Source organism: Arthrobacter sp. FX8 (assembly GCF_026723805.1).
Classification (GTDB): domain Bacteria; phylum Actinomycetota; class Actinomycetes; order Actinomycetales; family Micrococcaceae; genus Arthrobacter.
On the sequence record NZ_CP113505.1, the window covers coordinates 3,437,225 to 3,463,263 of the forward strand.

Below are 26,039 nucleotides of genomic sequence, written 5' to 3' on the forward strand. Positions count from 1 at the left end.
CCTCACAGTGCGCTCTTGGCCATCGGACGGCGCGGCGTCTTTACCGCCATGGCAAGTTGCCCTGCCGTGCTAAGTTTCGCGTAGCTGGAGAAAAGCGCGCGTAGTCGTTGGTCTTCGGTCACCGCACCGCGCAACCCCAATGCGCTGTCAACAGCCGCGTCGAGCTGGCGATGCGCTCGTAGGAGCTGGGGGTCCATTGAGAGGGGGTTGTAATGATCTGCTAGAGATCTCTGCGAGTGGAGCGCGCGCGCATTCAGCACAGCCTTGCCGCCTTCGATGATCTCAATACGCTGTTGGTGGGTGAGTTCGGGCAACGGGAAGGTGTTCCACGTCAGCGTGTTTGAGAAGCGGAGGTCCGATTTGATACGGCCACCGACGGCCCGCTGCCAAGCAATGAACGCCGAGGAAGATATCGCGGCGAAGGCTATACCGTCAGGGTCATCAGCCTTAAAATTCGCGTCACCGCAGATAACCTCTGGTCCGAACAAAGCCGCTGGGAAGAATCGCCGTGTCTCGCTGACGTGACGCGGAACGCACACATACGGGGTATCAGGCTGCGATCGCTGACCAAACAGATGCGGCGTCTCGGACATCTGCCTGGTCGACTCTGCTCTGGAACCTGCCCGGAACCGTCGGACTGCCTCAAGACGCCGACGGATGATCGCCGAGCGGCCGACGTCGCTCGGATCGAGATCTACAAGCCAGAGGCACCACCGCGGCTCATTGTGGATCAACTGGCGTGCACCAACGAACGGTCGTATGTAACGTGCGGCGACCGAGTCGCCCGCGACTTCGTCATATTCGTCAGGTTCGATGAGGAGATTCCCGTCATCTCGAGCCATGCTGCCAAAGACCATTGGAGGAAGACCTGGCGCAAGGGGTGCACGCCTTTGGTCTATGAGCACATTAGGCCCGTCGACAAGGTACCCATTAAGTTGGTCCGCTACGGGAATTTCTTCAGGCTCCCCTCTCAGGTTGCTGGCGTAGTCGAACAGCCGCGCTCGTTTCTTTGTTGCGCGGTCAAAGCCGATGACCGCGCAGTGCACGACGGCGGCACCAGGGGCTTCGCTCGTCCACGCGAAGGTGCGATGAGCGAATTTCACTCGCCATCCGGCTGAAAAGACGGGGCCGAACAGGGCAGGTACAGGTTCCCCTTGGGCGATCGAATTCGTTGATACGAAAGCGAATTCTCCGGCGTACCCGGGGCGACTCATCAGCTCGAGCGACTTTGCGTACCAACCGGTCGCATAGTCCAGCCGGCCGATGTCGTCCCTCCCCCAGACGTCGCGCAGCTCCTGGGCCTGTTCGGGTGAGCGGGTCGCGTGTCCGAGGAAGGGTGGGTTCCCCATGATGTAGAGGCGTTCACTGGGTTCGACAACATCCGCCCAATTAATGCGGAGCGCATTGCCGACAAAGATGCTGCGGACCTTATCGAGCGGCAGCGGGTCAGGGGCTGCTCCGAGAGCCAACTCCATTGCTTGGTTTGCCTGATGCTCAACAAGGTGCAGTGCAGTGGCAGCGATCTGCGCTGGCCACTCCTCGAGTTCGATGCCATGAAAACTGGAGTGCCGCACGGCGAGATGATCCTCGGTGAAGAACATCGTGGTCGCCGTCTCGTTGGTGAGGTCCCGGATACGCTGGAGCACCGAGAGGTCGAGAGCCCGCATCTGCCGATATGCAACCACTAGGAAGTTACCGCAACCGCATGCGGGATCCAGAAACCGCATCTCACTCATATCGGCGCGCAGCTTCTTCAACGCCCGAGTGTCGTGGAACCCGTCGACGAAGCGCTGTCGGAGTTCGTCGAGGAACATAGGGCCGATGACCTTCATGATGTTGGTTTCGGTCGTGTAGTGCTCGCCGAGTTCACGACGCGCGGACTTGTCCTTGACCGCTTGGAACAGGCTGCCGAAGATGGCCGGTGAGATCACGGACCAATTGAACATGGCGGACTCAATCAATCGGCGTCGCATCACCGCGTCGAAAGACGGGATGGACAGGGATTCTTCGAAGACGCCGCCGTTGACGTACGGGAAACGGGCTATCAGCTCATCAAGGTTCGACTGGCGGCGGGACGGCTCACGGCCCATGACTTGGTAAAGCAGCGAGAGCTGTGGGCCGAGATCCGAGCCATCTGGCGCTGTTCGGGTCTCCAGAAACTCGAGGAACATGTCACGGTCCCACACCCCTGAATCGTCAGCGTAGAGAGCGAAGAGTGTGCGCACAAGAAACACTGACGCCTCGTGGTCGTCGTACCCGGAACCCTCAAGGGCTTCATACAACGAGGCCATCAGTTTTGCCGCCTTGATTGAAGCCGCTTCCTGGGCCTTCGATCCAAACGAGCGCTCACCGTAGCCGGCCAGGAATGCCAGCTTGTCTGCATGTTCGCGCAGCTGGCTTAGCGAGAACTCGACCGACTCCACATCGGTCTCTGCCCGCAAGTCCATCAGCCGGAACCTATGGAAGTCGCTCGTGAGCACCCATCGAGGAACTTCAGGGTCCGGGAGATCGTCGATGTAGTCTAGGGCCTGCTGCTCGGCAGCGACGAGGTCCTTCCCAGCGGACTTCATCTCGATCAGCGCGAGACCCGGAATAAGCGCATCAATGTAACCGCGCGATCCTGTGGAGGATCGCTTGACTCGCTTCTCGTAGAACGCCGCTCGGGTCTGGGTTATCCCAAACACGCCAAGTAGGTCCCGAACGAAGGACTGTGCTTGTTGCCGTTCATCGCCCGGCTCATGCTGCCAATCACGGGCAAACCGCGCAGCTCGAGTGCGGATCTCATTCATTGATAGCGCCTTGGTCACCTGCCCATGCTAATTCGTCCGGGCGACGGAACTTGCCATGGCCGCACCACACCGACGGCAAACAAGATCTTTGGCCGACAAGCTGGACGCCCTCAGCGCCCATTGGCAACAGCACAGAAGATGCTCTCTTGCGTGAACCAAGGGAGGGATCTTCGCATCGCCCGGAGCCTGCGATGCTCTTCGTCGCGATTGATGACGACGGTGGTGCGAGGCTTTGCCCTGTCAGGCTGCGGTACACCCAACCCTATGTCAGGCAGGACGGGGCATACGGTGAGAGTAGGATCCTAACCCTCTTTAGCCGACGGTGAATGAAGGGTCGTAGGCCCATACTGACAAGGTTGACCAGGCGTGAGACAGCCCGTCGAAAGGTCCTGAAATCCAGATTTCCAGTCATAGGGCGGCTAACCTGAGCTAAACCTCCGCCACAGGCGCAGCGAACTGGGCCTCGTACAGCCGCGCGTAAGCCCCGCCCGCGGCCAGCAGTGAGGCGTGCGTCCCCTGCTCCACGATCCGGCCGGCCTCCATCACAAGGATGAGGTCGGCGTCGCGGATCGTGGACAGGCGGTGCGCGATCACAAACGACGTCTGGTCGGACCGCAGTGCACGCATGGCCTTCTGCACCAGCACCTCGGTGCGGGTATCCACTGACGACGTTGCCTCGTCCAGGATCAGCACGGACGGCCGGGCCAGGAACGCCCGCGCAATCGTCAGCAGCTGCTTCTCCCCCGCCGACACATTGGATCCCTCGTCCTCCAGCACCGTGTCGTACCCGTCCGGCAAGGACCGTACGAACCGGTCCACATACGTCGCCCGCGCCGCCTCCAGCACCTCCTCCGAGGTAGCCGAAGGCCGGCCATACGCGATGTTGTCCCGGATGGTCCCGCCGAACAGCCACGTATCCTGCAGCACCATCCCCAGCCGTGAGCGCAGCTCGCGCCGCGGCACCGGGGTGATGTCCACGCCGTCGAGCGTTATCCGCCCCGCGTCCAGCTCGTAGAACCGCATCATCAGGTTCACCAGCGTGGTCTTGCCCGCACCGGTGGGCCCCACAATCGCCACCGTCTGCCCCGGCTCCGCCACCAGGGAGAGCCCGGAGATCAGCGGCTTGTCCGGCGAATAGGAGAACGACACATCCTCGAACACCAGCCGCCCGCGCCCGAACACCGGCCCGGCAGAGGGCGACGGCTCAACAGACTCCTCAGATTCATCCAGCAGCTCGAACACCCGCTCGGCCGACGCCACCCCGGACTGCAACACGTTCGCCATGGACCCCAGCTGCGCCAGCGGCATGGTGAACTGCCGCGAGTACTGGATGAACGCCTGCACGTCGCCCAGCTGCATGGCCCCGGACGCCACCTGCAGCCCGCCCACCACGGCAATCCCCACGTACACCAGGTTCCCGATGAACGTCATGGCCGGCATGATCAGCCCCGAAATGAACTGCGCCCCGAAACTCGCCTCCTTGTGTTAAAGAGAGGCTGGTTGATTTACGGAGCCCAGCCCAACGCAGGCCCCAACGTCCCCGCGATGTCGGTCAAGATCTGGACGTAATCCTCGTGGTCGAAGCTGAAGGGTAGTGCGAACGCCACCTCATCCACCTCCTGGAACCCTGCATGCGCGTACAGCTGCTCCGCGATCTCCTCACTGGTACCAATGAGATCAGCAGCGAACATCATGCCCCGCGGCCCCTGCGGAGCAGCCGCGCGCGGAGTGCGTTCGTCGACATACCGCTGGTACTTCTCCCGCTGGGCAGGAGTCGCCGAGTCAGTCGGGATCACCACCAGGCCCTGCGAGACCCGAGCCGGAGCATGCCCCGAGGCCAAAGCCGCTTCGCGGAACGCCCGGATCTGCGACTGCTGGACCAAGGCGAAATCAGGTTTCTGGTCCTTGTCCGGAAAAATCACGCTGCTGGAGAGCAGATTGAACCCATTCGAACCCGCCCATACCGCTGACTTCGTACTCCCGGCTCCATACCAAAGACGGCTCCGCAGCCCTGGCGAGTGCGGCTCCACCCGGTTGGAGAATTCCTCCACCACGCCCTGTTTGCCGGAGAATTCCCGCACCGGCTCCCCGGCAACCAACCGCGCAAACCGCCCCACCCGCGCGTAGCTGAAGTCCTCCACGTCCGCGGTGTCCGGGTACAGCTCATGCTTCACCGTGTCGTACTGCATCGGCTCCCCAACGCTTACGCCGGGGTTTATCCGTCCACCGGCGAGCAGGTCCACCGTGGCCAGGTCCTCGGCCAGGCGCAGCGGGTTCTCCCAGCCCAGGGGCGTCACGGCAGTGCCAAGCTCAATCCGGGAGGTGCGCTGGCTCGCCGCCGCCATCACTGCCACGGGAGAGGAAATCCCGAACTGCAGGTGGCGGTGGCGCAGCCAGGCACTGTCGAACCCCAGCCGCTCCCCCAGCTCGATGATCTGCAACGTGGACTCGTGGCCCGCAGCCGGGTTTGCCGGATCAAACAAACCAATGGTCAGAAACCCCAGCTTGCGCAGGGGACGGTTGGTGTGCGGCATCGGCTTCCTTCAAAGCGGCGGACGGGGCTGGTTTCACACTAGGCGGAAGCCCCTTAAATGAACCAGCAAGCATTGACGCACATGACGGCCTTGTGGTTAGGCTCACCACGAGCCAGCGACGGCGCCGCCACAGGAGGAATACATGTCATTGCAGGAAATCGAATTCACGTCCGCCAACGGCCGCGACAAAATCCAGTCGTGGGTCTACGAGCCCATCGGCCAACCCAAGGCCATCGTGCAGCTGATCCACGGGCTCGGCGAGCACTCCCGCCGCTACCTCCACCTCATCTCCACCCTGGTGGACGCGGGATGCATCGTGGTGGCAGGCGACCATTCCGGGCACGGGCGCACCGCGATGCAGCAGGGCACGTGGGGCGATGCCGGCGAGGACGCAGCCAGCGTGGTGGTGGCGGACGAGGTCACCCTCCAGGCCATAGCCAGGGAGGCACTCCCCCAGCTTCCGTACGTGGTGTTCGGCCACAGCTGGGGCTCCATGATCGCCCGCGGCATGGCCATCGATCCACAGGCCCAGCTTTCCGGCTTGATCCTCTGCGGAATCGCCGCCCAAATGCGGGGCATCGAGAAAATGGTCGACCGGCCGGAACTGGCACGGCTTGCCTCCGGCGAGCGCGCCGCGGACCCCGCGCCCGAGGAACTGGTGGGCCAGTTGTTCGACGGCTTCCTGGGCCGCCTGGGAGAAAACGCCGGCCCCACCGCCTGGGTGGCGCTGGACGCCGGCGTCGTCACGGACCACGGTAGGGACCCCTTCAACAACTTCGGCGCACCCCTGAGCGCACGGTTCCTGCAGGGCTTCGTGGACCTCTACGATCAGGTCACCTCGGACGACTGGTACAAACAGCTCCCCGCGGACCTCCCCGTGCTGATCCTCGCCGGCGACCAGGACCCCGTGGCCAACTACGGCGAAGGCGCCTACCACGTGGCAAACCGCCTTGCCGATTCAGGCCACGCGGACGTCCGCACCCGCGTCTTCCCCGGCGTCCGGCATGAAGTGCACAACGAACCCACCACCCGCGCAGAGACAGAGCGCGAGACGGTCGAGTTCATCCAGCGTGTCACCCAGCGGCAGGACTCCCCCACACCGTCAGCTGCAGGCTGACGGTCCCCGAGAAAAGCACCCCGCTGGAAGGTTCGACGGCGGCACTCACCCGCCGCCGTCGTCGTACCTTCCAGCAAGGGGAGGCTCAGTCCGCTGCTGATTGCTCCAGCAGCCGTCGGATGCGTTCGACGGTTGGGTCGATGCCCCCTGTTGACTCGACCATCAGGCCGGATTCGTCGGTCTGCAGCTCCTCCAGGGTTTCCAGCTGGGACGTGAGCAGCGAGGCCGGCATGAAATGTCCGGGGCGTTGGGTGAGGCGGTCCTGCAGTGCCGGCCTGTCGGCTTTCAGCAGGATGAACGTGGTGGCAGGCGCGGCCGTCCGGATGGCGTCCCGGTAGCTTCGCTTCAGTGCTGAGCAGGCAACAATGGTTGGTTTTTCGGTGCTGGCGGACAGCTTGGTACCCACCAGGTGCAGCCACGGCCATCGGTCATCGTCCGTGAGGGGAACGCCCGAAGCCATTTTCCTGACGTTTGCTTCCGGATGCAGGGTGTCGCCATCGACGAAACTGGCGCCGAGCCGGGTGGCGAGCGCCTGGCCCACGGAGGATTTCCCTGCACCGGAGACCCCCATCACCACGATGCTCTGGGGCATTACAGGGCGCCCTGCCGGGGGTGCCGGCGGGAATGGGCGTCAGGCGGGTGACCTCGACGGGTTCGGCCAGGAGTCCTTCGAGGGAGGCGTTGAGCCTCTTGACGGCGTCCCCCACTCCGTGGGCGTCGAGCAGCTCGGCGCTCTCCCATTTCTCAATCATGACGATCTGGCCGTTGGGCGCATCGTGGATGGCGTACAGGAGGCATCCGGGTTCTTCGTGGACCTCGGCGATGGCGGGCTTGAGGGCCGCGGCAACCTGGTCGCGGGCGCCGTCGTTGGGCGTGAAGACTGCAGTGACGACGATGGTCATGATGGTTCCTTTACTCGATTGCTGGTGATGCTCAGATAAATGCCTGTGTGGTCAAGGTCCCCGAGACCGTCGGTGACCATTGCCTGGAAAGCCGATGTGAGGGTGTTGGCGACGGGCAGTGCGAGTCCGGCCTCCGCGGCCGCCTCCGTGACAAAGCGCAGGTCTTTGAGCTGGTTCTTGGCAGAGCCACCGCCGTGGAAGTCCCCCGTGATCCAGCGGCTGCCTTTTTGCTGGAGGACTTCGGAGTTGGCCAGCCCGCCTTTGAGGATGGCTTGGACCTTTTCCAGGTCCAGGCCGGACGCCTTCGCCAGCGCCATGGATTCCGACAGGGCGGTAACCGTTGCCGCCACCACGATCTGGTTGCAGGCTTTCACGATGGCCCCGGCCCCGCACTCCCCGAACCACATGACGGTGGAACTGTAGAGCTTGAAAAGCGGCGTCAGCCACTCGACCGAACTCCGGGGGCCGCCGGTCATGATGCTCAGCCGCCCCTGCTCCGCTCCGATGGTCCCGCCGCTGAGCGGTGCGTCGATGACCACCACCCCGTAACGGGACTTGCAGTGGGCTGCGAAGGCGGTGACCGCCGTGGGGGACACGGTGCCGTGGATGACCAGGACAGGTTCAGCCACGCCTGCCCGCGCCCACCCCGCGAGCAGGCCGTCCTCGCCTTCCAGGAGTGCTTCGACCTGGGGCAGGTCCGGCAGAACGGTGAGGACCACATCCGCCGCGGCATCCGCCGGCCGGAGCGCTACTGTCCCCCCTTCGATGGCTTCGGCTTTCTGGAGGGTGCGGTTCCACAGCGTCAGGGCTACCCCGGCGTTGATGATGTTCCGGGCGATGGGGGCTCCCATGGGACCGGTGCCGAGCAGCGAGACGGAGACACCGGGATCGAGCGGCGAGGGAGGTTTGGTTTCTGTCATCGGTTAGAAGGGGATCAGGCCGGCGAGGGCGGGAAGGAAGGTGCTGAACCAGGGCACGGCGGCGAGGACGAGGAGGCCGACAAACACCGCCACCAGGTACGGCCAGAAGTGTTTGAGGCTGTTTTCCACGGTTTCGCGGGCGGTGGCGCAGGCGACGTAGAAGCCAACCCCTGCCGGCGGGGCGAAGGATCCGATGCCCATGGAGATGATGAGGACCATGGCGTACTGCACGGGGTTGACGCCGAAGTCGGTGGCGATCGGCAGCAGCAGGGGCGCGAAGATGAGCACCGCTGGCAGGCCTTCGAGGAGCTGGCCCATGATGATCAGCAGCACCACCGTGAAGAGCATGAACAGGATGGGGGAATCGCCCAGCCCGGACATCAGGTCGTGGATCTGCTGCGAAACGCCGGCCAGGGCGAGAGTCTGCGCCAGGGGCGACGCCGCGGCGATGATGAACAGCACCATGCCCGCCGTCGTGGTTGTTTCACGCAGGGTGTCGCCCAGCAGGCGCCGGCTGGCGCGGCGGTAGGCTGCCGCGAGCACGAAGGCGTAGGCGACGGCGACCGAGGAAACTTCCGTGGGGGTGGCGAATCCGCTGAGGATCCCCACCACCATGCCTACGGGCAGCAGGAGCGTCGGCAGGGCGAAGAACGTGGCTGAGCCCCGGGCCCGCCACGTGGCCTTGGCGCTTGGCACGCCGCCCTGCTTGCGCGCCCTCAGGAACACCAGTGCCATGACCACCAGGGCCAGGAAGGCTGCCGGCACGAAGCCTGCAAGGAAGAGGGTGGTGGTCGAGATGGTGGTGATGGAGCCCAGGATGAGCAGGACGATGCTGGGCGGGATGGTTTCGCCCATAATGGCCGACGCCGACAGCACGGCGACCACTTCGCCGCGCGGGTACTTACGCTCTTCGAGCATGCCGCGCATGGTGGTGCCCACTGCTGCGACATCGGCGACCTTGGAGCCGGAAATACCGGAGAAGATGTACATCGTCACCACCACCACCTGCAGCAGGCCTCCGCGGAGATGCCCGATCAGCGCATCGACGAGCTTGGCCAGCGGCAGGGTAAGGCCGGCCGAGTTCATGACCGTGCCGGCCAGGATGAAGAACGGGATGGCCAGCAGGACGAATCCCTTGGCTCCGGACGCCATGCCGATGGGGATGGCGCTTACGTCGGAAATGCCGCCGAGGTACAGGTAGATGCCGGAGGCGAGGGCCAGGACAAACGCAATGGGCAGTCCCAGGAACAGCAGGCCGAACAGGGCCACGAGGACCACCACGAGCAGGACGTTAGGTGAGGCGTAGTAGAACAGCGGCGGGGAAATCAGGACGACGGCGACGAGGGCGGCTGCGATTCCGGCACCGACGACGGCGGGACGCCAGGCCTGGCGCCGAAGCTTGACCAAGGCAAACCAGGCGATGAGGACCATGCCCACCGAGAAGGGCAGGTTGACCCAGAACACAGGCAGCTGAAGGATTGGAGTCTTTTCCTCGACCTGCTGGACGAGGGTGGGCACGAACAGGGCAAGCGCGCCGGCGCTCATGACAAAGACGAGCCAGTCGACCAGCGCCGCGAGGTACGGCTTCCAGGTTGCGGGCAGGCGCATGATGAGCGCCTGGACGGACATGTGTGCGCCTTTCGGGTAGGCGATGGCGCCGCCGATGAAGGCAATGGTCAGCAGGGCAATCTCGGACACTTCCTGTGTCCAGAGCACTGAATCACCGGTAATGAGGCGGACGGTGATGTTCAGGAGGATGACCACGAGTTCCGCGAGAATCGCCGCTCCCACAATCCCTTCGAGCGTCTTGTCGAGCCAAGCTGCGCCGCTCCAGCGGTCTGGCACGTGGTCGTGGTGAAGGATTTCCTCCGCTTCGAGGGGAAGGACTTCCTCGTAGTCCTGGGGAGCAACGGTGGGTTTCATGGTTTTCCAGACTGTCGACATTGAGAGCGGGATGTGTGTGTGGGGGGAGTGGGGTGGTGGTACGGGTGGGAGCCGCCTTGTGGGCTCCCACCCGTCCTTGCTACTTCTTGCCGGCGAAGGCGATGGCCTGATCGAAGAACTCCTTGCCGATGAGCTTGGAGAACTCCGGGTAGAGGCTTTGGGAGGTCGCCTTGAACTCGGCGAGCCCGGACGCGCTGAGCTCGTTGGCCTTCATGCCCTTGGCCGCCAGCTCATCCAGCTGCTTCTTGGACTGTTCCTCGTCATAACCGGTTTTGAAGGTTGCCGTTTCCTCTGAAGCGGCGGTGAGTGCCTTCTTCTGGTCCTCCGTGAGGGAATCCCACTTCTTCGATGACAGTGCCAGGACCCAGGCGTCGTTGATGTGGTTGGTCATTGAGACGTATTTCTGCACCTCGGAGAACTTGTTCGTCCAAGGGACCTCAATCGGGTTTTCCTGGCCGTCGATCGTTCCGGTCTGCAGGCCGGTAAAGACTTCCGAGAAGGCCATGGTGGTGGGGCTTGCGCCCAGCTTGCCGAAGAAGTCGGTCCACAGGGTGTTGCCCGGCACCCGGATCTTCAGCCCCTTCAGGTCGGACGGCTGTTCAATCGGGCGCACGGAGTTGGTGATCTCGCGGCCGGTCCGGGTCAGGAAGGCGAGTGCCACGGTGTCCTTTGCCGCCAGCTTGTCCTTCAGGACCTTTCCAGGTTCTCCGGCCAGGAACTTTGCCTCTTCCTTGGTGTCCGAGAAGAGGTAGGGGATGCTGATGCCGTTCATTTCCGGCACCACCGAGGCGTAGACGGAGGTGGACAGGATGAGTCCGTCGAGTGATCCGCCCTGCAGCCGGGTGACGGCGGCGTTCTGGTCCCCGCTGAAGCTCGTGCCGTTGGGTACCACGGTGACCTGGACGGAACCGTTGGAGGTCTTCTTGACCTGGTCGGCGAAGTGCTGGGCGGTGACGCCGACGGAGGACGTCAGCGGATCGGGGATGGAGAGCTGGATCTTGGCCACCGGGGCGCTTTGGCCGGCGGGGGTTCCGCCTGCACAGCCGGACAGCAGGGCGGCGGCCAGGCTGGTTGCCAGTACCCCGGTGAGGGCGCGGGTCTTGAGGTTCATTCGATGCCTTTCTTCATTGGAAGGATGCGGTGGTACTGGTTCAGGAGACGGTGACGGGGGCGGAAATCAGCGCTTCGGTTTCGCGGCGGAGTTCCAGCGCTTGGGACAGGGAGTCATCAATGATGACATCGTCCCAACCAACGATCGCTCCCTTGGGCACATCGTTACGCAGCTCCACGTGGTGGGCCAGGGCGACGGGGAGGGCGCCGGTGGAGACCGAGTGCTTGGCGGAAACCAGCTTGCCCCACACCGTGAAGCCGCCTTCGCCGTCGAGGAATTCACCGGCCTTGAGGTCTTTCTTGGCGGTAGCGACCACATCGCCATAGAAGCCGACGGGCCCGCCGGTGGGGATGCCGCGGAGGGCTGCGTTGGCGATGGACATGTTCAGTTCGAGGCCTACGTAGTGGTAGGGGCGGTACAGGGCGGCGTACTGGCCGGTGGGGTCCGGGTGCCAGGGGTATTCGTTGAAGCAGCCGGAAACGTAATTGTTGGTTGCCTTGACGACGACGAAGACGCCCTCCTGGGTGTTGTGGCTGATCCAGCTGCCGTCGCGGTTGACGCTGGACATGACGTCGACGCTTCCTTCGTGGGCCAGGGATCCACCGACGGATGCGGGGCGGCAGATGGTGGCGATCTCTTCAACGTTGCCCGGTGTGAAGCTCAGGCCGGAATCGGAGGGGGCCAGCCCCGCGCCGTTGGCCACCGCCGCCATTTCGATGGCGGCCTTGGTGCCGTCGCGGAACGAGGTGTGCATGTAGGGGTTGAGCTGGCCGGAGTCGGTCAATTCCTTGGAGAACTCCCAGTTCTCCCAGACGTTGTCCGGGTTCATCTCGTGGTAGTGCTCCAGGTATTTTGCGCCCTTGCCGGCGCAAACCACATCAAAGCCGCTGGTGCGGGCCCAGTCGACGAGTTCCATGATGAGGGCCGGCTGGTCCCCGTAGGCCATGGAGTAGACCACGCCTGCTTCCTCGGCCCGCTTGGCCAGCGCAGGGCCGGCAAGGGCATCAGCTTCGACGGTCACCATGATGATGTGCTTCTTGGTTTCGATTGCCTTCAGGGCGTGCTTGATGCCGACGATCGGGTTACCGGTGGCTTCGACAATGACGTCGATGTCCACGTCGAACAGTTCGTCAGCGTTGGCGACGATGGCGGTGGAGCGGTCCTTCAGCGCCGTAGCGATATCGGGAGCTACCTGGGAGGCAGGCCAGTCCACCAGCTCGAAGGCCCCCTGCGCCCGCTTGACGTTGATGTCGGCAATGGCAACAACGTGGATGCCGGGGATGTTGTTGGCCTGCGCCAGGTACATGGTCCCGTAGCGGCCGGCGCCGATCAGTCCAACGCGGATGGGACGGGACTGCTGCTCACGCTCGCTGAGGAGTTTATGAAGGTTCACGGGAATCTCTCTAGGGGGTGCTTGGCCAAAGAAAAGCACCTCCGGGTTGCCGGATGGCACAACTTCTTTGTCGCGTTTTGTGGGAAAACCGTCCGGAGTGGAACCGGTTCCACTTTTGTACCAGCTGCTGATAAGATGTGTCAACGATCACCTTCCAGCCCGGCGTCATGAAGCAAACGGCTGAAAGAAATCGCGTAGGTCATAACCACGAAGGTCTTGTGTCTCAAGGAGGAGCGGTGCGCAAAGCGCCTACCATTCGCGACGTAGCGTCTGCTGCGGGAGTATCCGTCTCTGTGGTCTCACGGGTACTGAACCCGGAGTCGGGACCGGTCGCACCCGCAAAGAGGCAAGAGGTCTTGAGGGTCATCGATGAACTGGGTTACCGGCCCAGGGCGGCAGCGCGTGAACTCAGCGCCGGGCATGCACTCACCATCGGCCTGGTGGTCACCGATCTCTCCAACCCGTTCTTCGCCCGCCTGGCGGACAGGATCGTCTGGGAGGCACGCAGCCATGGCGTGCAGGTGGTGTTGATGACCACGCAGGAGGATCCGCACCTGGAGGCGGACTCCCTGGATACGTTGCTGGACCGGTCGGTCAGTGGCGTCATTGCCACTCCCACCGGGGGCAACATCGAAAAATGGAGGCGCCTGCGCGACCTCGGCGTCAATGTCGTCTTCATCGACCGGGCCATCGAAGAACTCGAAGATGTCGATGTTGTCAGCATCGAAAACTTTGACTCGGGACAACGCTCAACCGAGCATCTCATCAGCCTGGGCCATACCCGGATCGGGCTGATCACGGGCCCGCTTACCACCTCCACCGGGAGTGCGAGGTTGAACGGCTACAGGGCTGCACACCGGAACGCCTCCCTGCCAGTAGACCCCACGCTGATACGTGACGTACCTTTTCGCGGGGACGCGGGCGGGGACGCCGTAGGATCGCTGCTTGCGATGCGCCAACCGCCAACAGCACTCATCGTTGCCAACACGGCACAGGTGCAAAGTTCAGTCCGCAGGCTCGTCCAGATGGGCACTGACATCCCCGATCAGCTTTCGCTCATCGTCTTTGACGACAATCCCTGGACTGAACTCACCTCTCCCCCGCTGAGCGTCATCCGCCAGCCACTCGACATGCTCGCCGTCCATGCCATCGAGCTTGTGCTTGGGCGGATGCATGGGAAACTTCCGGACGGGGCCCGCCGCATCGAGGTCAAAGCGGACTACCTTCCGCGCAACAGCTGCGCGCCCGTTACCGCCCCGGTCGCGCGCTAAAGGCCTGCAGGGTCCAGCCCTGGAAGGCGGCCCTGGAGAAAAGCACCCGCAAAAATGGTCGACGGCGGCACTCACCCGGCGCCGTCGTCGAACCTTCCAGCAAAACCGGCCGGTCACGTCAGGTGTGCGTAGCCTTCTGCTGCCAGCGGGACAGGCGTGCGAACGTGGGGCCAGCGGGCTCCGGGACTTTGGCTGGGTCGGCGCCCGGCCGCCGTCGGCGCAGTTCCAGCGCCAGCGCCTCCTGTCCACGCGCCATCGCCCACCGGTGGTTCGCGGCAAAGGCCGGCTTGAGCAGCCAGCCCAGCCGCCGCAGCAACGGTTTCGCCGCACTGACCCGCCAGTCATAGGTGACCACCGTTTCAGGCCCGTCCTGCTCGAACGTCCAGCGTCCCGTGCCGTTAAGGTCGCCCCGCGCGGACAGCGCGAAACCCTGCTCAGTAACGGGCTCCGTGAGGGTGAGCTGCCACTTGAGCGTGTAGGGCAGCCAGCCTTTGGTGTGGAGGAAGAACGCCTTGCCGGTGCCGTCCGGATTGCCCGCATCCCGGGGCTCGACGTCCAGATACACCGATGGCCACCAGCGCGGAAGCGTGCCGGCATCGCCCAGGACGTCCACCACCTCCCGTGGTGTCCCGGCCACGCGCCAGACGGTTAGGAACTCATAATCGGTGCTGCTTTTCGAATCGCCCATGGCTGCCTCCGCGGCGAGGATGAATAGGCGGCCCACAGTACTCACGCCGTTGTTTGCGGTCAACGGGCGCCGCGCGTCGATGACTAGGGCCGCGCCGGGCGGGACCGGTAAACGTGCCCGGGCAGCAGCGGAATCCCCTCGAAGAGCTGGGGGACGGACACCAGCTTGTAACCCTGCCCCTGCAAGCCCGCAATCAGCTCCTGCTGCCCGGATATTGTCGACGGCTGGACGTCATGCATGAGCACCATCGCCCCGGCCGTGATCTCCTTCAGCACCTTGGGCACGAAGGCCGCCGGATTCTTGCTCTGCCAGTCCAGCGAGTCCACTGCCCAGATCATCAATGGTTTGCCCACTGCCGCCTGGACCGCTGCATCGGCCGCGCCGTACGGCGGACGCATCAGGGCCGGCGTGGAACCCGTGGCGGCCAGGATCGCGGCATCCGTCCGGTCCATCTCTTTCCTGATCGCGGGCGGTGACAGCTTGGTCAGGTAGGGGTGGCTGAAGGTGTGGTTGCCGATTGCGTACCCGGTCTCGGCAACCTGCCTGGCGGTGGCCGGGTTGGCGGTGGTGTTGGACCCGGTCATGAAGAACGTGGCCTGCGCGTCGTTGGCCTTCAGGATGTCCAGCAACTGGGGCGTGGTGCGGGGGTCGGGCCCGTCGTCGTAGGTCAGTGCAGCGCAGGGGACAATATCGCAGTTCACGTGCCTGTGGGCCGGGGCGCTTGCCGGGCGCGGTGCTGCGGCGGCGTTCAGCTGCCCCAGCACTTGGCGGCCGTAATCGCTGAGGGCAGCCGCCGTGTCTGCGGCATTCATCGTGGCCGTCACCTCCCGGCCGGGCATGCCGGGCTGCCCTGCGGAGACGGTTAGTTCGCCTTCCGGACTGAGGACAAGGTCGGTCGGGATTCCTTGAGGGGCGCGGACGGCGATGTCGGCAGGGATGCCCGTCGCGCGTGCCTGGATGGCGGGGATGGACTCAGGCCTTAGCAGGTCGGTGCCGCTCCGGACCGCGCCGGAGGCCAGGTCGATATAAACGGTGGCGGCCGCCATCGCACTGACTCCGTCCGGCCCGGCGTCCGACACTCTTTGACGGACCACGAGCACATTGCCCTTGGCCTGGACGGGTTTGGCCGAAATGACCATTTCCCGGCCCTGGTGCTGGCCGGCGTTCAGTGCCATCGCGGGCCGGTAGCGGCCACCCGCCGGAGCCGCCGCATCCAGGAGTCCCAGCAGCCACGAGTCAATCCGGGCGTTGAAGGCGGGCAGCCCGTCAACGTAGGTCCAGGACGCATGGACGTGGTGGTTTCCCACCTGGGCCGTCAAGGCCATCGGGTACCCGCCAGGGACAGCGGCCGGCTGATCCAGCATGTCCGACAATGGCGGTGGCATCGGCACCACCCGCGGCTGGCTGGAAACCCGGTCATGGGGCTGCAGCAGGGAAGGGGCCACCGCACTGCCAGCACCGCTGGCCAGCACCGCCGCTGCGCAGAGCGAGGCAACGAACAAACGCAGGCAGGCAACAGCCACGCTCCCGCGGGTGCGCCCCATACCCAGCCCCATCGATCCGCACGCTCCTCAGGTGTTGACCTCTCGATTGTCCCTTACTACCAGGCCCACATGACGAAACCGGAGGCAGTTGCCTGGAACCGGGGAGCTGCGGCAGCCTAGATTGTCACGTTGAGTCCCGCTGTGTAGCCGGCAGCGGCGGAACCGGTCATCGTTGCCAGCTGGTAGATGCCGCCGTCGTTCCCGAACACGTTGTCCGACTTGAGCGTTGTGCGGGTCATGTTCGCGACGCTGCGCTCGTACCCGGGGGTGGCGTACACGTCGTCGCAGGCCGCCTGCGGCAGCGCGATCTGGGAGACGGCCAATACCTGCCCGGCGGCGGTGGCATTGTTCATGGACTCAAACACTTCGAAGTGGATGTGCGGCCAGCGCCCGGAGTAGGCGGCCGGGAAGATCGACGTGAACGTGACCTGCCCGTTGGCGTCGGCTTCCTGCACGCCGCGCAGGTAGTTCTCGTTCTTCAGGCTCGAGTCGTACATCGAGTATTTTCCGTCCCGGTCGCAGTGCCAGGCGTACACCGCGGCACCGGCCATCGGGGTGCAGCCCTTGGCGTTGTCCAGGAGGGTCAGGATGAAGGTCAGCGGAACGCCCTCCGCCTTTGCGGAGGCAGTCCCGAAGCTCGACGTGATGTCCTTCCGCACCACCCCGGATGCCTCCAGGACATTCGGCCCGTTGGAGCCATCCCCCGGATAGGGGCCTGCGGTCTCCTGCGGGATTTCCACGCCGCACTCGGCGATGGCCCGGGTCAGCGTTGGCGTGGCGGCGGAGTCAGTGGTCGTGGCAGACGCGGAGGATGTGGCGGCCGCCGCCGTGCTTGATGCCGGGGAGACAGAGCCAGAGGTTCCGGCCGGCGTGCAGGCGGCGAGCGCGGCCACAGCACCGCCTGCGCCCAGGAACAGTCCCAGGGACCTGCGGCTTACCAGGGTGTTCAAGTCGAACTCCAGCCCCCGGTCGTGGTCGGGGTGCGGCTGGTCAAGGTCGGGCTGGCGGGGTGTGCGTGAAGTGGTCATGATGCAAGGAAACCGCACGGGGCTATGTCGTGGGCCGGTTGCTGCTGTGCCGTTCCTGTGCGTCCGGACGCGCGCTTCCCCGCAGGAAACCAGCCCCGCAGATAGTACGACGGCGGCATCCACCCGCCGCCGTCGTCGTCCCTTCCAGCGAAGCCGGCCCGGCGCATAAGGCGCCGGAAAAGCGAGGCGGGGCAGGCCCATTGGAGCCTGCCCCGCCTCTTTGCACCGGCTGACGCCCTGCGCCCGACTTTCGGGTTTCCTGTTGCGATGGAGTATGCAGGAACATCTGCCGGCGGGTCTGGTGCGGCCGCCCGCGGTCGCCGGCGGCCTAGAGCGTCCTGGGATCGTCGGCGTACATCTTCAGCCTGATGTTCAAGGCGTCGGACATGTGGCGGGCGGCGATCTCACCCGCGCGCTCGGAGTCGCCTTCCCCGATGGCGTCCAGCAGCTCGGCGTAGTCCGCCAGCACCACCGGCCACCTTCCCGGGTAGGTCAGGGTGGTGAGGGTGTACCGGCGCACCTGCTGGTCAAGGCGTTCCAGCAGTCCGATCAGCGACGGGCTGTGGGTGGCGTGCCACAGCTGGGCGTGGAAGGCGCGGTTGGTTTCCGCGAGCGCCCGGCCGTCATTGGGATCCAGCTGCTGCATCTGCGCCAGCAGCCCCGTGAGCAGCTGGCGGTCCAGGGCGGTTGCCTTGACGGCGGCCTTGGCCGCGGCGGCCTGCTCCAGGATGATCCTCGACTCGTAGATGTCGATGATCTCCTCGGCCGAATGCGTGCGGACCACCACCGCCTTGCCGCGCCGTTCCACCAGCCCGTCCTGCTCCAGCCGCTGCAGCGCCTCCCGCACGGGCGTCCGGGAAGCCCCGTAGCGCTCGGTGAGCTTGGCCTCCGTGAGCGGCTCGTCAGGGGCAAAGACGCTCGCGAGAACGTCCTCGCGGAGCCGCTGATGGATGGGACTGGCCACTTTTTCCTCTTTTCCGTTGCTGGTGGGGCTGCTGGGTTGCTTAGGCGATGGAGCCGGCCCGGCGGCCGAAGACGGCGCCCGCCGCAAGCCCGGAGCCGCCGGGGTAGTTTCCGCTGAACAGTCCGCCCAGCGCTTCCCCGCAGGCATACAGCCCTTCGAGCGGCTCCGCGTCTTCGGTGAGCACGCGGCCCCAGGTGTCCGTCTTGAGGCCACCGAAGGTGAAGGTGATGCCGCAGGTCACCGGGAAAGCGTAGAACGGGCCGGTGGCGATGCTGCGGGCCCAGTTGCTCTTCGGCGGCTGGGTGTCGGCCCGGCGTCCGTCCTTGACGTTGGGGTCGAAGGGCGAGCTGCCGGTGATCGAAGCATTGAAGTTGTGCACCGTCTCCTCCAAACCCTCGGGGCTGATACCGGCCTTTTGGGCCAGCTCGGCGAGGGTTGGAGCGGTGACCACCGAGACGCCCGGCATGTCGTACTCCTCGGCGCGCAGCATGGGGCGGGAAGAAGCGTCAAAGATCTGGAAGGCGGCCGAGCCCGGCTGGGCAAGGATGTCCCGGCCGTACTTCGCGTAGGTGTAGTTGCGGTAGTCGGCGCCCTCGTCCACGAACCGCTTGCCGTCGCTGTTCACCACGATGCCCAGCGGGTACCCCCGCGGGTGAGCTGGTTGGTAAGCGCCAGGTTGCTCTCGTTCTCCGGGTGCCAGGCGTCCCAGGCCACGCTGTGGCAGGTGGACCAATCGCCGCCCCTGGCCGCCCCGGCGTCCAGCGCAGCGAGGATCATCTCCCCCGTGTTGCCCGGCGTGCCGCGTACCTTCGCGTTCTGCCAGCCCTCCCCCAGGTGCCGGCGGCGCAGTTCAGGCGAGGCTTCGAACCCTCCCGAGGCGAGGATGACCGACTCGGCCCGGAGCTCACCTTCTTCGGATGAGCTGCGGTACCGGACCCCGCACACGCGGCCGTCCTCCTGGACCAGTCCGGTGGCTGCGCAATCATAGATAACCTCCACGCCCATGCGCTCTGCGGCGGCCCGGTGGTCCGCCATGAGTCCCTTGCCGCCGCCCACGTTGCCCACGTGCAGTCCGCCCCAGAACAGATACCCGCCGTCCTGGGTCCGGTACGCCTGGCGTTCGTACATCAGGCGGTATTTGAGTCCCATGCCCTGAAGCCAGCGCAAGGTCGGGTTGCTTTCGTTGACCAGGACCGCGGACAGTTCGGGGTCGTTGCGCCCTTCAGAGACCTTGGACAGATCGGCAAGGTATTCGGCAGCGGTGTACGCGGGGACTTCGCTGGCGGCGTGCCGCTCATCCGGTTCCACGAATTCGATGAGCTCCTGGAGCCCGTCGTGGGAGATGCGCGTGGCACCGGCGGTGTAGAAGCTGTTGCCGCCCGAGGCGGCTTCCCGCGCCTTTTCCAGCAGGACAACCTTGCGTCCACGCTCGGCGGCTGCGAGTGCTGCCGCAAATCCGGCGTTGCCGCCGCCCACTACCAAAACGTCGCTCTTGATCATCATCAATCTCCTCAGCTCCATCGCTGTACACGATTGTATACATAAGTATGCCGTAGCATGCAATGGGGTGGCGGCACATGCCTTGGGGGCATGGCAGGAGAGGGTGAGTGCCGGAGGTGGTGGCTACCCCAGGCGCGGGTGGCTGATTTCCTGGGCGTCGATGTACATCTGGATGCGGATGTTCTTTGCTTCGTCCATGTGGGCGCTGGCGATGCGGCCGGCCTCCTCCGCGTTCCGTGCGCGGATGGCAACCAGCAGCTCCTCGTGCTCCTTCAGCACGCGGTCCCAGCGCTCCTTGGTGGAGAGCGTGGTGCCGGGGTAGCGGATGAAGTGGACCAGGATCCGGTCGAGCAGGTCAAGGAGGGCAGCGCTGTGGCTGGCGGCCCAGATGCGCTCATGGAAGGTGCGGTTGGCGGCGGCCAGTTCAGCCGGAGTGGCAGCATCGAAATCAAGGGTGACCATGGCCTGGTGTGCGCGGTCGATCAGCATCAGGTCCATGTCCGTGTGCCGGAGAGCCGCAGTTTTTGCGGCCGCCTCCTCCAGGAAGGTCCGCACCTCATAGAGGTCCAGCATCTCCTCCGGGCGGTACTCCCGCACCTGCATGCGTGAACCGTAGCGCTCCACGAGCCCCTCGGTTTCGAGGCGCCGCAAGGCTTCCCTGATGGGCGTCCGGGAGACGTTGTACTTCTTGGCCAGGGCGCTTTCAACGAGCTGGGCACGGGGAGGCAGCTCCTGCGAGATGATGGCGTTCCTGATCATCAGGTAGGGGCTTGTCTCTGGTTGCGACGCCACGGGCGGCCTCCGGTCTTCATGCAAACAAGCGGCAGGACGCGCCGGCGCCATACCTTTAGCCGCAATTCTAGCGCACTGCATACCGTTCCGGCGGGCTGTGAACACCGTGCCGATATTTCGCACACTCTCCCAAAAGCACCAGGCATCCACACTCCCCTTTCGGTATTCATCTTTTGAAGACTGTTGCTTAAGTCATATGAACGGTATACCGTTTGTGACCAACGCCATACAGCAGGGTAATTACCGGATTCTGGTTTGCTCAGCTTTGAACATTCATCCGGCGGCTGCACACGGTAGCCCGGGGTTTTTCAGGAGAACCAATGACGCTTCTATTCAGGGAAGAGCCGCAGGCCGGCACCCTCCCGGTCACCCCGGTGCCGGCCACCCTCGTCCGTGGCGGCACCAGCAAGTGCTGGATATTCCGGGACGAGGACCTTCCGGCTGACGCCCTGGAGACGGACCGTCTCCTCATCCGCACCTTCGGTTCGCCGGACCTCCGCCAGATCGACGGAGTAGGCGGCGCCTCGTCGACCACCAGCAAGGCGATCACCGTGGCCGGCACCGACCGGGACGGAACGGTCCGCTACCGGTTCGCCCAGGTGGCCATCGACAAGCCGGCAGTCGAGTGGGCCAGCAACTGCGGCAACTGCGCAACAGCGCTGGGCCTCTACGCGCTCCATGCCGGGCTGGTCGCTCCCACCGGGGAAGTCACCCGGGTCCCCATCCTGAACACCGTGACCGGGCTGCGCCTCGTTTGCGAGATCCCCACACCGGGGGCGCAGGTACCGGCCTACGGCGGGCGGCGCCTCGACGGCCAGCACTACCCCGGCGTCCCCATCGACGTCATCTTCCAGAAGTCCTCCTGGTCCAGCTACGGTGCACAGTTCCCCACAGGCAACGCCACGGATGACATCGAGGTCGACGGGAAGCGGTACCGGGCGACACTAATCGACGCCGGCGCCCCGGCTGCGCTCTTCGACGCCCAGGACCTGGGGCTGGACGCAACCGGCAGCGAGGAAGCCCTGGAGGCACTGGTCCGGCTTGCCCCGCAGCTGCGCGCAGCGGCTGCCCGCAGGATGGGCCTGCCGCAGGACCTCACTTCCATTCCGAAGGTTGGCATCGTGGGGCCTCCGCCCGCAGGCGCAACCGGCGTCTCGGCCCGGATGATCTCGATGACCGCACTGCACCCCGCCATCGGCCTCACCAGCGCGGTCGCCGTCGCTGCCGCCTCGGGCACACCAGACAGCGTGGTGCAGCGCAGCGTAGTTCCGGCGGCGGAGGCCGGACTCTTTATCCACTTACTGAAAGGCACGACGGCGCTGGCACTGGATGCAGCCGATCCCGCTGAAGTCTCCTTTCAACGCTCGGCCCGCGTCATCAGCGAAAGCACCATCCTGGTGCCCAGTGACTAAAGAAACCCCTACCGGAAAAACCCAGCCAAGGAATCAGCCATGAAAATCAGCATTCAAAACCTGCAGCTGAAGTACGGAAGCTTCACTGCCATCGAAAACCTCAACCTCGACATCGAAGACGGCGAGGCCCTCGTCCTCCTGGGCCAGTCCGGTTGCGGCAAGACCAGCACCATGCGCTGCATCGCCGGCCTGGAGGAACCCACCTCAGGGCGGATCATCATCGACGACGTTGTGGTCTTCGACTCCGAAAAGGGCATCAACCTGCCCCCGAACAAGCGCAACGTCGGCATGGTCTTCCAGTCCTACGCGGTATGGCCGCACATGACGGTTGCCCAGAACGTTGCCTATTCGCTCAAGCAGAAGAAACTCTCCAAGAGCGAAATCGATGAGCGCGTCATGGAGGCGCTCACGCTGGTCGGCCTGGAGCCCTACGCCGACCGCGGCGCCAGCCTGCTCAGCGGTGGCCAGATGCAGCGCGTGGCCCTGGCACGCAGCCTGGTCATGCGGCCCAGCGTGCTCATGCTCGACGAACCGCTCTCCAACCTTGACGCCCGCCTGCGTGACCGGCTCCGGGTTGAACTGCGTGAGATCCAGCTCCAGTTGGGGCTCACCTGCGTGTACGTCACCCACGACCAGCACGAAGCCTTCGCCCTGGCAGACCGCATCGCCCTGCTCCAGGGCGGCCGGATTGTGCAGATGGGCGCCCCGCAGCACATGTACGAGGCACCCGCCAGCGCCTCGATCGCCCACTTCCTGGGTGTTTCCAACATCATGGACTGCACCCCGGAGGGCACGGCCACCGGCGCCACCACGGCACGCATCGCCAACAGTGAGCTCACCATCCAGTCGGCGCAGCAGGCCAGTGATGCGGGCGCATCCCCCAAGGTCTGCATCCGGGCCGAGGACCTGCAGATCACTGCCATGCCCACCGAACACCCCAACTCGTGGCCGGGGACGGTACGCGTGGCGGGCTTCCAGGGGAACGACATCCGGTACGCGATCCAGCTGGAATCCGGGCCCGAACTGGACGCACTGGGCGGGCTGAGGCGCGGCGAACAGCACAAGGTGGGGGACCGCGTGTGGGTCACCGTCAACCCCCGCGAAGTCCAGATCCTGCCGGCTGAGGTCCTCGCATGAGCCTCAAGACCACCGAGGCGGCCGGCCGCGTCGAGGCCCGCCTGGCACCGAAGCCCGAACCCCGGAACTACCGCTCTGCCCGGACCCTCTCGGGCCTCCGGAAGAACACACCGGGCCTCATTGTCCTGGTCATCCTCGGCGTCCTCATCGTCCTTCCCCTGGCCCTGGTCCTGCTCGCCGCGTTCTCGGACAGCGTGCCCCGGCCGGGCAGCATCTCCCTGGGCGGCCTGACGCTGTCCAACCTGGCGCTGCTGGCCACCCCGGAAGCACTCGGCGCGTTGGTCAACTCGCTCATGGTCGGTGCCGGCTCGGCGCTCATCGCCCTGCTGATCGGCGCCTTCCTGGCCTTCGTCTGCGCCCGCTCCGATGCGCCGTGGCGGAAGTTCATCTTCTTCATCGGCATGGCGCCGATGTTCATCCCCGCCCTGGTGGGCGCCCTGGCGTGGTCGCTGCTGTGCTCGCCCAGCGCCGGCTATATCAACATCTTCCTCCGCGACCTGGGCATTGACGCCGCCATCAACATCTACAGCCTGCCGGGCCTGGTGTTCGTGCTGGGAATCTTCTACGCCCCGTACGCTTTCCTGCTGCTGCACAGCTCGCTGTCGATGATGAACGCCGACCTCGAGGAGGCTGCCACCGTCCACGGGGCTCCGCTGCGCACCATGCTGCGGACCGTCACCCTGCCCCTGGCCCTGCCGGCCATCCTGGGCTCCGCCGTCCTGGTCTTCGCGCTGACGATGGAAAACTTCCCCGTGGCCCAGGTCATCGGCAACCCCGCCGGCGTGGACACGCTGCCCACCTATATCTACCGCCTCATGAGTGCCACTCCGGCCAAGAGCAACCAGGCTGCCAGCGTCGCCGTGATCCTGACCGTTGCGCTGATGGCCGTGACCCTCATCCAGCAGCGCATCATCAACAAGCGCAAATTCACCACCATGACCGGCAAGGGCAACCGTCCCCGGCAGGTGCCGCTGCGCAAGATGCGCTGGCCCTTCACCATCCTGGCCCTGGCCTACTTCGCGGTGTCCGTCGTCCTGCCCATGCTCGCACTGCTCGCTGCGTCCATGCAGGCCACCCCCTTCGTGTCCTCGATGTCGCAGCTGCTGGAGGCCAATTCCCTCAGCTTCGCCAAGCTGATCGAAGTCCTCGGATCCAACGATTTCCAGCTCGCCCTCAAGAACAGCGTCCTGGTGGCCCTGATCGCGGCATTCGCCGGCACCACCCTCAGCTTCATCGCCTCGTACATCCGCTACCGCACCAAGTCCAAGGTGGGACGGCTGATCGAACTGGTCGCCATGACCCCCCTTGCCGTCCCCGCCATCGTGATGGGCATCGGACTGCTCTGGACCTGGCTGCTGCTGCCCCTGCCCATCTACGGCACCCTGGCGATCCTCGCCGTCGCCTGCGTTGCAGTGTTCATGCCCCAGGGCTACCGCGGCGTCTCCGCATCGATGCTCCAGATGGACCAGGACCTCGAGGACAGCGCGGTCATGCTCGGCGCCGGACGGACCCGGTCCGTCCTGGACGTCACCCTGCCCCTGATGCGCGTCGGCATCATGTCCTCGTTCCTGCTGTTCCTCATGCTGTCCATGCGTGAGCTCAGCGCCTCCATCTTCCTCTTCACCTCGAACACCCGGATCCTGTCCATCCTCGTGTTCGACAACTTCGACAACGGCCAGAGCCAGGCAGCTGCCGCCGTCAGCGTCCTGTACTGCCTCGTCATCGGAATTCTCGCCGTCATCGCCCAAAAAGTCGGCGGCGAACGCAAGACCAAGAACTGACCTCACACCCACCTTTGAAAGGGACACCCTCAATGAAGTTAGCGTCCAAGCTCCCCGCCCTCACCGCCGCCGGAGTGCTCCTGGCCCTCAGCCTGACCGGCTGTGGAAGCGCCGCCCAGAGTGCCGGCGTAGTCACTGCCACCGCAGCCGTGAACACCGACAACGGACTGGTGATCAACGGCGAATCCATCGCGGACAAGGACACCTACGAGAAGGCCAAGACCCAGACCCTGTCCCTCTACTCCGGCTACACCGACTCGTCCGAAAGCGCCCTGGTGGACGCCTTCACCAAGGACACCGGCATCAAGGTCAACGTCGTCCGCCTCACCCCGAACAAGCTCTCCGAACGCGTTCTCTCCGAGCAGGGTGCCGGCAAGCTCAGCGCCGATGTCATCCGCACGTCCGACTACCGGATTGCCAAGTCCATGGAGGACGCCAAGGTCTGGAAGGCCTACGACGTCCCCGGCGCCTCCGCCCTCAAGGACGTTTCCGTGGACGGTGGCCAGTTCACCCGCATGTTCAACTCCGTGTACACCCTGGGCTACAACACCCAGCTGGTGAAGGAAGCCGACGCGCCCAAGTCATGGGCGGATGCCGTCGGCGGCAAGTGGCAGGGCAAGCTGGGCATCGTCCAGGGCGGCTCTGGCGGCAGCACCGCGGCACTGAACCGGTTCATGGAAACCAAGATGGGCGGCGACTACTTCGCCAAGTACGCTGCGCAGAAGCCCAAGATCTACGACTCCCTGGGCGCTGAAGCCACGGCTCTGGCCCGCGGCGAAGTGGCCGTGGGCACGGTCACCATCAGCGGCACCAACATCTCAGCCGTCCAGGACAAGGCTCCGGTCAAGTTCATCGTCCCCGAGGAAGGCCTCGTCTCATACGACTACTATCTGGGCATGACGGGCACCGCCACGAACGTGGAAGCCGCGAAGGTCTTCATGAACTACAACCTTTCCAAGCAGGGCCAGCAGGTCTTTGCGCAGATCGGTGAATACCCGGTCCGCACCGACGTGGCACCGCCCACCATCATGGGTGTGACGCTCCCCGCCGTCGACTCCGGCAAGGTTTTCCGCATGCAGAACACCGACGCCGTGACCTACGGCAAGGACGACCTCGCCAAGTGGAACCAGGTGTTCGGCTACACCAAGTAACCTCCAAATCCCATGCCTGGGGACCCGGCCTCCGCCGGGTCCCCAGGCTTTGGTTTTACCC

General features: G+C 64.9%; 20 protein-coding genes and 2 pseudogenes. 6 read left to right on the forward strand and 16 right to left on the reverse strand.

Annotated elements, in window-relative coordinates:
* Positions 1-2: 2 nt before the first annotated feature.
* The 3 genes and pseudogenes from OUO20_RS16055 to OUO20_RS16065 all read right to left on the reverse strand — a co-directional run bounded on the left by OUO20_RS16055 (position 3) and on the right by OUO20_RS16065 (position 5,323).
* Positions 3-2,789 (reverse strand): DNA methyltransferase, encoded by a 2,787-nt coding sequence (locus tag OUO20_RS16055; RefSeq protein WP_268002144.1) that lies wholly within the window; start codon positions 2,787-2,789, stop codon positions 3-5.
* 429 nt (positions 2,790-3,218) lie between these two features.
* Positions 3,219-4,268, reverse strand: a pseudogene (locus OUO20_RS16060) (ABC transporter ATP-binding protein); the annotation flags it as partial.
* A gap of 26 nt (positions 4,269-4,294) precedes the next feature.
* Positions 4,295-5,323, reverse strand: a complete 1,029-nt coding sequence (locus OUO20_RS16065; protein WP_268002145.1) for an LLM class flavin-dependent oxidoreductase — start codon at positions 5,321-5,323, stop codon at positions 4,295-4,297.
* A gap of 142 nt (positions 5,324-5,465) precedes the next feature.
* On the opposite strand from OUO20_RS16065, the gene OUO20_RS16070 reads away from it, so the two are divergent.
* Complete coding sequence (locus OUO20_RS16070) at positions 5,466-6,440, forward strand: alpha/beta fold hydrolase (RefSeq protein WP_268002146.1); 975 nt, start codon at positions 5,466-5,468, stop codon at positions 6,438-6,440.
* Between the two features lie 85 nt (positions 6,441-6,525).
* On the opposite strand, the gene OUO20_RS16075 is transcribed toward OUO20_RS16070, so the two are convergent.
* The 6 genes and pseudogenes from OUO20_RS16075 to OUO20_RS16100 form a co-directional block, all read right to left on the reverse strand.
* Positions 6,526-7,032, reverse strand: a complete 507-nt coding sequence (locus tag OUO20_RS16075) for a gluconokinase (RefSeq protein WP_268002147.1) — start codon at positions 7,030-7,032, stop codon at positions 6,526-6,528.
* Positions 7,032-7,342: pseudogene (locus OUO20_RS16080) on the reverse strand (putative quinol monooxygenase). Before OUO20_RS16080 ends, OUO20_RS16075 begins: the two are co-directional and overlap by 1 nt.
* Complete coding sequence (locus OUO20_RS16085) at positions 7,339-8,262, reverse strand: NAD(P)-dependent oxidoreductase (protein WP_268002148.1); 924 nt, start codon at positions 8,260-8,262, stop codon at positions 7,339-7,341. Before OUO20_RS16085 ends, OUO20_RS16080 begins: the two are co-directional and overlap by 4 nt.
* A 3-nt stretch (positions 8,263-8,265) precedes the next feature.
* On the reverse strand, positions 8,266-10,185 hold the full coding sequence (locus OUO20_RS16090; RefSeq protein WP_268002149.1) for a TRAP transporter large permease: 1,920 nt from the start codon (positions 10,183-10,185) through the stop codon (positions 8,266-8,268).
* 100 nt (positions 10,186-10,285) lie between these two features.
* Positions 10,286-11,317, reverse strand: coding sequence for a DctP family TRAP transporter solute-binding subunit (locus tag OUO20_RS16095; RefSeq protein ID WP_268002150.1), 1,032 nt, complete (start codon positions 11,315-11,317; stop codon positions 10,286-10,288).
* A 40-nt stretch (positions 11,318-11,357) separates the two neighbouring features.
* A complete protein-coding gene (locus OUO20_RS16100; RefSeq protein ID WP_268002151.1) occupies positions 11,358-12,710 on the reverse strand; it encodes an NAD(P)H-dependent oxidoreductase in 1,353 nt (450 codons plus the stop codon).
* 167 nt (positions 12,711-12,877) lie between these two features.
* On the opposite strand from OUO20_RS16100, the gene OUO20_RS16105 reads away from it, so the two are divergent.
* Complete coding sequence (locus OUO20_RS16105) at positions 12,878-13,981, forward strand: LacI family DNA-binding transcriptional regulator (protein WP_268003449.1); 1,104 nt, start codon at positions 12,878-12,880, stop codon at positions 13,979-13,981.
* A gap of 118 nt (positions 13,982-14,099) precedes the next feature.
* Here the strand turns inward: OUO20_RS16105 and OUO20_RS16110 are convergent, their stop codons facing one another.
* The 7 genes from OUO20_RS16110 to OUO20_RS16140 form a co-directional block, all read right to left on the reverse strand.
* On the reverse strand, positions 14,100-14,669 hold the full coding sequence (locus OUO20_RS16110) for an SRPBCC family protein (protein WP_268003450.1): 570 nt from the start codon (positions 14,667-14,669) through the stop codon (positions 14,100-14,102).
* An 83-nt stretch (positions 14,670-14,752) separates the two neighbouring features.
* Positions 14,753-16,213, reverse strand: a complete 1,461-nt coding sequence (locus OUO20_RS16115) for a polysaccharide deacetylase family protein (RefSeq protein WP_268002152.1) — start codon at positions 16,211-16,213, stop codon at positions 14,753-14,755.
* A 116-nt stretch (positions 16,214-16,329) separates the two neighbouring features.
* Positions 16,330-17,241, reverse strand: coding sequence for an intradiol ring-cleavage dioxygenase (locus OUO20_RS16120; protein WP_268002153.1), 912 nt, complete (start codon positions 17,239-17,241; stop codon positions 16,330-16,332).
* A 328-nt stretch (positions 17,242-17,569) separates the two neighbouring features.
* On the reverse strand, positions 17,570-18,205 hold the full coding sequence (locus tag OUO20_RS16125) for a GntR family transcriptional regulator (RefSeq protein WP_268002154.1): 636 nt from the start codon (positions 18,203-18,205) through the stop codon (positions 17,570-17,572).
* A gap of 40 nt (positions 18,206-18,245) precedes the next feature.
* Positions 18,246-18,938, reverse strand: coding sequence for an FAD-binding protein (locus tag OUO20_RS16130; protein WP_268002155.1), 693 nt, complete (start codon positions 18,936-18,938; stop codon positions 18,246-18,248).
* A complete protein-coding gene (locus OUO20_RS16135) occupies positions 18,827-19,708 on the reverse strand; it encodes an FAD-dependent oxidoreductase (RefSeq protein WP_268002156.1) in 882 nt (293 codons plus the stop codon). The genes OUO20_RS16130 and OUO20_RS16135 overlap by 112 nt, the downstream gene beginning before the upstream one ends.
* Before the next feature lie 120 nt (positions 19,709-19,828).
* Positions 19,829-20,497 carry a GntR family transcriptional regulator gene (locus OUO20_RS16140; protein ID WP_223992974.1) on the reverse strand — a complete coding sequence of 223 codons (669 nt, stop codon included), beginning with the start codon at positions 20,495-20,497 and terminating at the stop codon, positions 19,829-19,831.
* Between the two features lie 320 nt (positions 20,498-20,817).
* On the opposite strand from OUO20_RS16140, the gene OUO20_RS16145 reads away from it, so the two are divergent.
* The 4 genes from OUO20_RS16145 to OUO20_RS16160 are packed head-to-tail and all read left to right on the forward strand — an operon-like array spanning position 20,818 to position 25,978.
* Positions 20,818-21,909 carry a PrpF domain-containing protein gene (locus tag OUO20_RS16145; RefSeq protein ID WP_268002157.1) on the forward strand — a complete coding sequence of 364 codons (1,092 nt, stop codon included), beginning with the start codon at positions 20,818-20,820 and terminating at the stop codon, positions 21,907-21,909.
* Positions 21,910-21,948: 39 nt separating this feature from the next.
* Positions 21,949-23,046 (forward strand): ABC transporter ATP-binding protein, encoded by a 1,098-nt coding sequence (locus OUO20_RS16150; protein WP_134164974.1) that lies wholly within the window; start codon positions 21,949-21,951, stop codon positions 23,044-23,046.
* Positions 23,043-24,827, forward strand: coding sequence for an ABC transporter permease (locus OUO20_RS16155; RefSeq protein WP_268002158.1), 1,785 nt, complete (start codon positions 23,043-23,045; stop codon positions 24,825-24,827). The genes OUO20_RS16150 and OUO20_RS16155 overlap by 4 nt, the downstream gene beginning before the upstream one ends.
* A gap of 32 nt (positions 24,828-24,859) precedes the next feature.
* Positions 24,860-25,978 (forward strand): ABC transporter substrate-binding protein, encoded by a 1,119-nt coding sequence (locus OUO20_RS16160; RefSeq protein WP_268002159.1) that lies wholly within the window; start codon positions 24,860-24,862, stop codon positions 25,976-25,978.
* The last annotated feature ends 61 nt before the right edge of the window (positions 25,979-26,039 follow it).

Bases quoted from the DNA above. Each gene is read 5' to 3' on its own strand.
- OUO20_RS16110 (WP_268003450.1), bottom strand. From the start codon at position 14,669: ATGGGCGATTCGAAAAGCAGCACCGATTATGAGTTCCTAACCGTCTGG.
- OUO20_RS16155 (WP_268002158.1), top strand. From the start codon at position 23,043: ATGAGCCTCAAGACCACCGAGGCGGCCGGCCGCGTCGAGGCCCGCCTG.
- OUO20_RS16135 (WP_268002156.1), bottom strand. From the start codon at position 19,708: ATGATGATCAAGAGCGACGTTTTGGTAGTGGGCGGCGGCAACGCCGGA.
- OUO20_RS16145 (WP_268002157.1), top strand. From the start codon at position 20,818: ATGACGCTTCTATTCAGGGAAGAGCCGCAGGCCGGCACCCTCCCGGTC.
- OUO20_RS16075 (WP_268002147.1), bottom strand. From the start codon at position 7,032: ATGCCCCAGAGCATCGTGGTGATGGGGGTCTCCGGTGCAGGGAAATCC.
- OUO20_RS16105 (WP_268003449.1), top strand. From the start codon at position 12,878: ATGAAGCAAACGGCTGAAAGAAATCGCGTAGGTCATAACCACGAAGGT.
- OUO20_RS16115 (WP_268002152.1), bottom strand. From the start codon at position 16,213: ATGGGGCGCACCCGCGGGAGCGTGGCTGTTGCCTGCCTGCGTTTGTTC.
- OUO20_RS16085 (WP_268002148.1), bottom strand. From the start codon at position 8,262: ATGACAGAAACCAAACCTCCCTCGCCGCTCGATCCCGGTGTCTCCGTC.
- OUO20_RS16150 (WP_134164974.1), top strand. From the start codon at position 21,949: ATGAAAATCAGCATTCAAAACCTGCAGCTGAAGTACGGAAGCTTCACT.
- OUO20_RS16055 (WP_268002144.1), bottom strand. From the start codon at position 2,789: ATGAATGAGATCCGCACTCGAGCTGCGCGGTTTGCCCGTGATTGGCAG.
- OUO20_RS16070 (WP_268002146.1), top strand. From the start codon at position 5,466: ATGTCATTGCAGGAAATCGAATTCACGTCCGCCAACGGCCGCGACAAA.
- OUO20_RS16090 (WP_268002149.1), bottom strand. From the start codon at position 10,185: ATGAAACCCACCGTTGCTCCCCAGGACTACGAGGAAGTCCTTCCCCTC.
- OUO20_RS16120 (WP_268002153.1), bottom strand. From the start codon at position 17,241: ATGACCACTTCACGCACACCCCGCCAGCCCGACCTTGACCAGCCGCAC.
- OUO20_RS16065 (WP_268002145.1), bottom strand. From the start codon at position 5,323: ATGCCGCACACCAACCGTCCCCTGCGCAAGCTGGGGTTTCTGACCATT.
- OUO20_RS16095 (WP_268002150.1), bottom strand. From the start codon at position 11,317: ATGAACCTCAAGACCCGCGCCCTCACCGGGGTACTGGCAACCAGCCTG.
- OUO20_RS16160 (WP_268002159.1), top strand. From the start codon at position 24,860: ATGAAGTTAGCGTCCAAGCTCCCCGCCCTCACCGCCGCCGGAGTGCTC.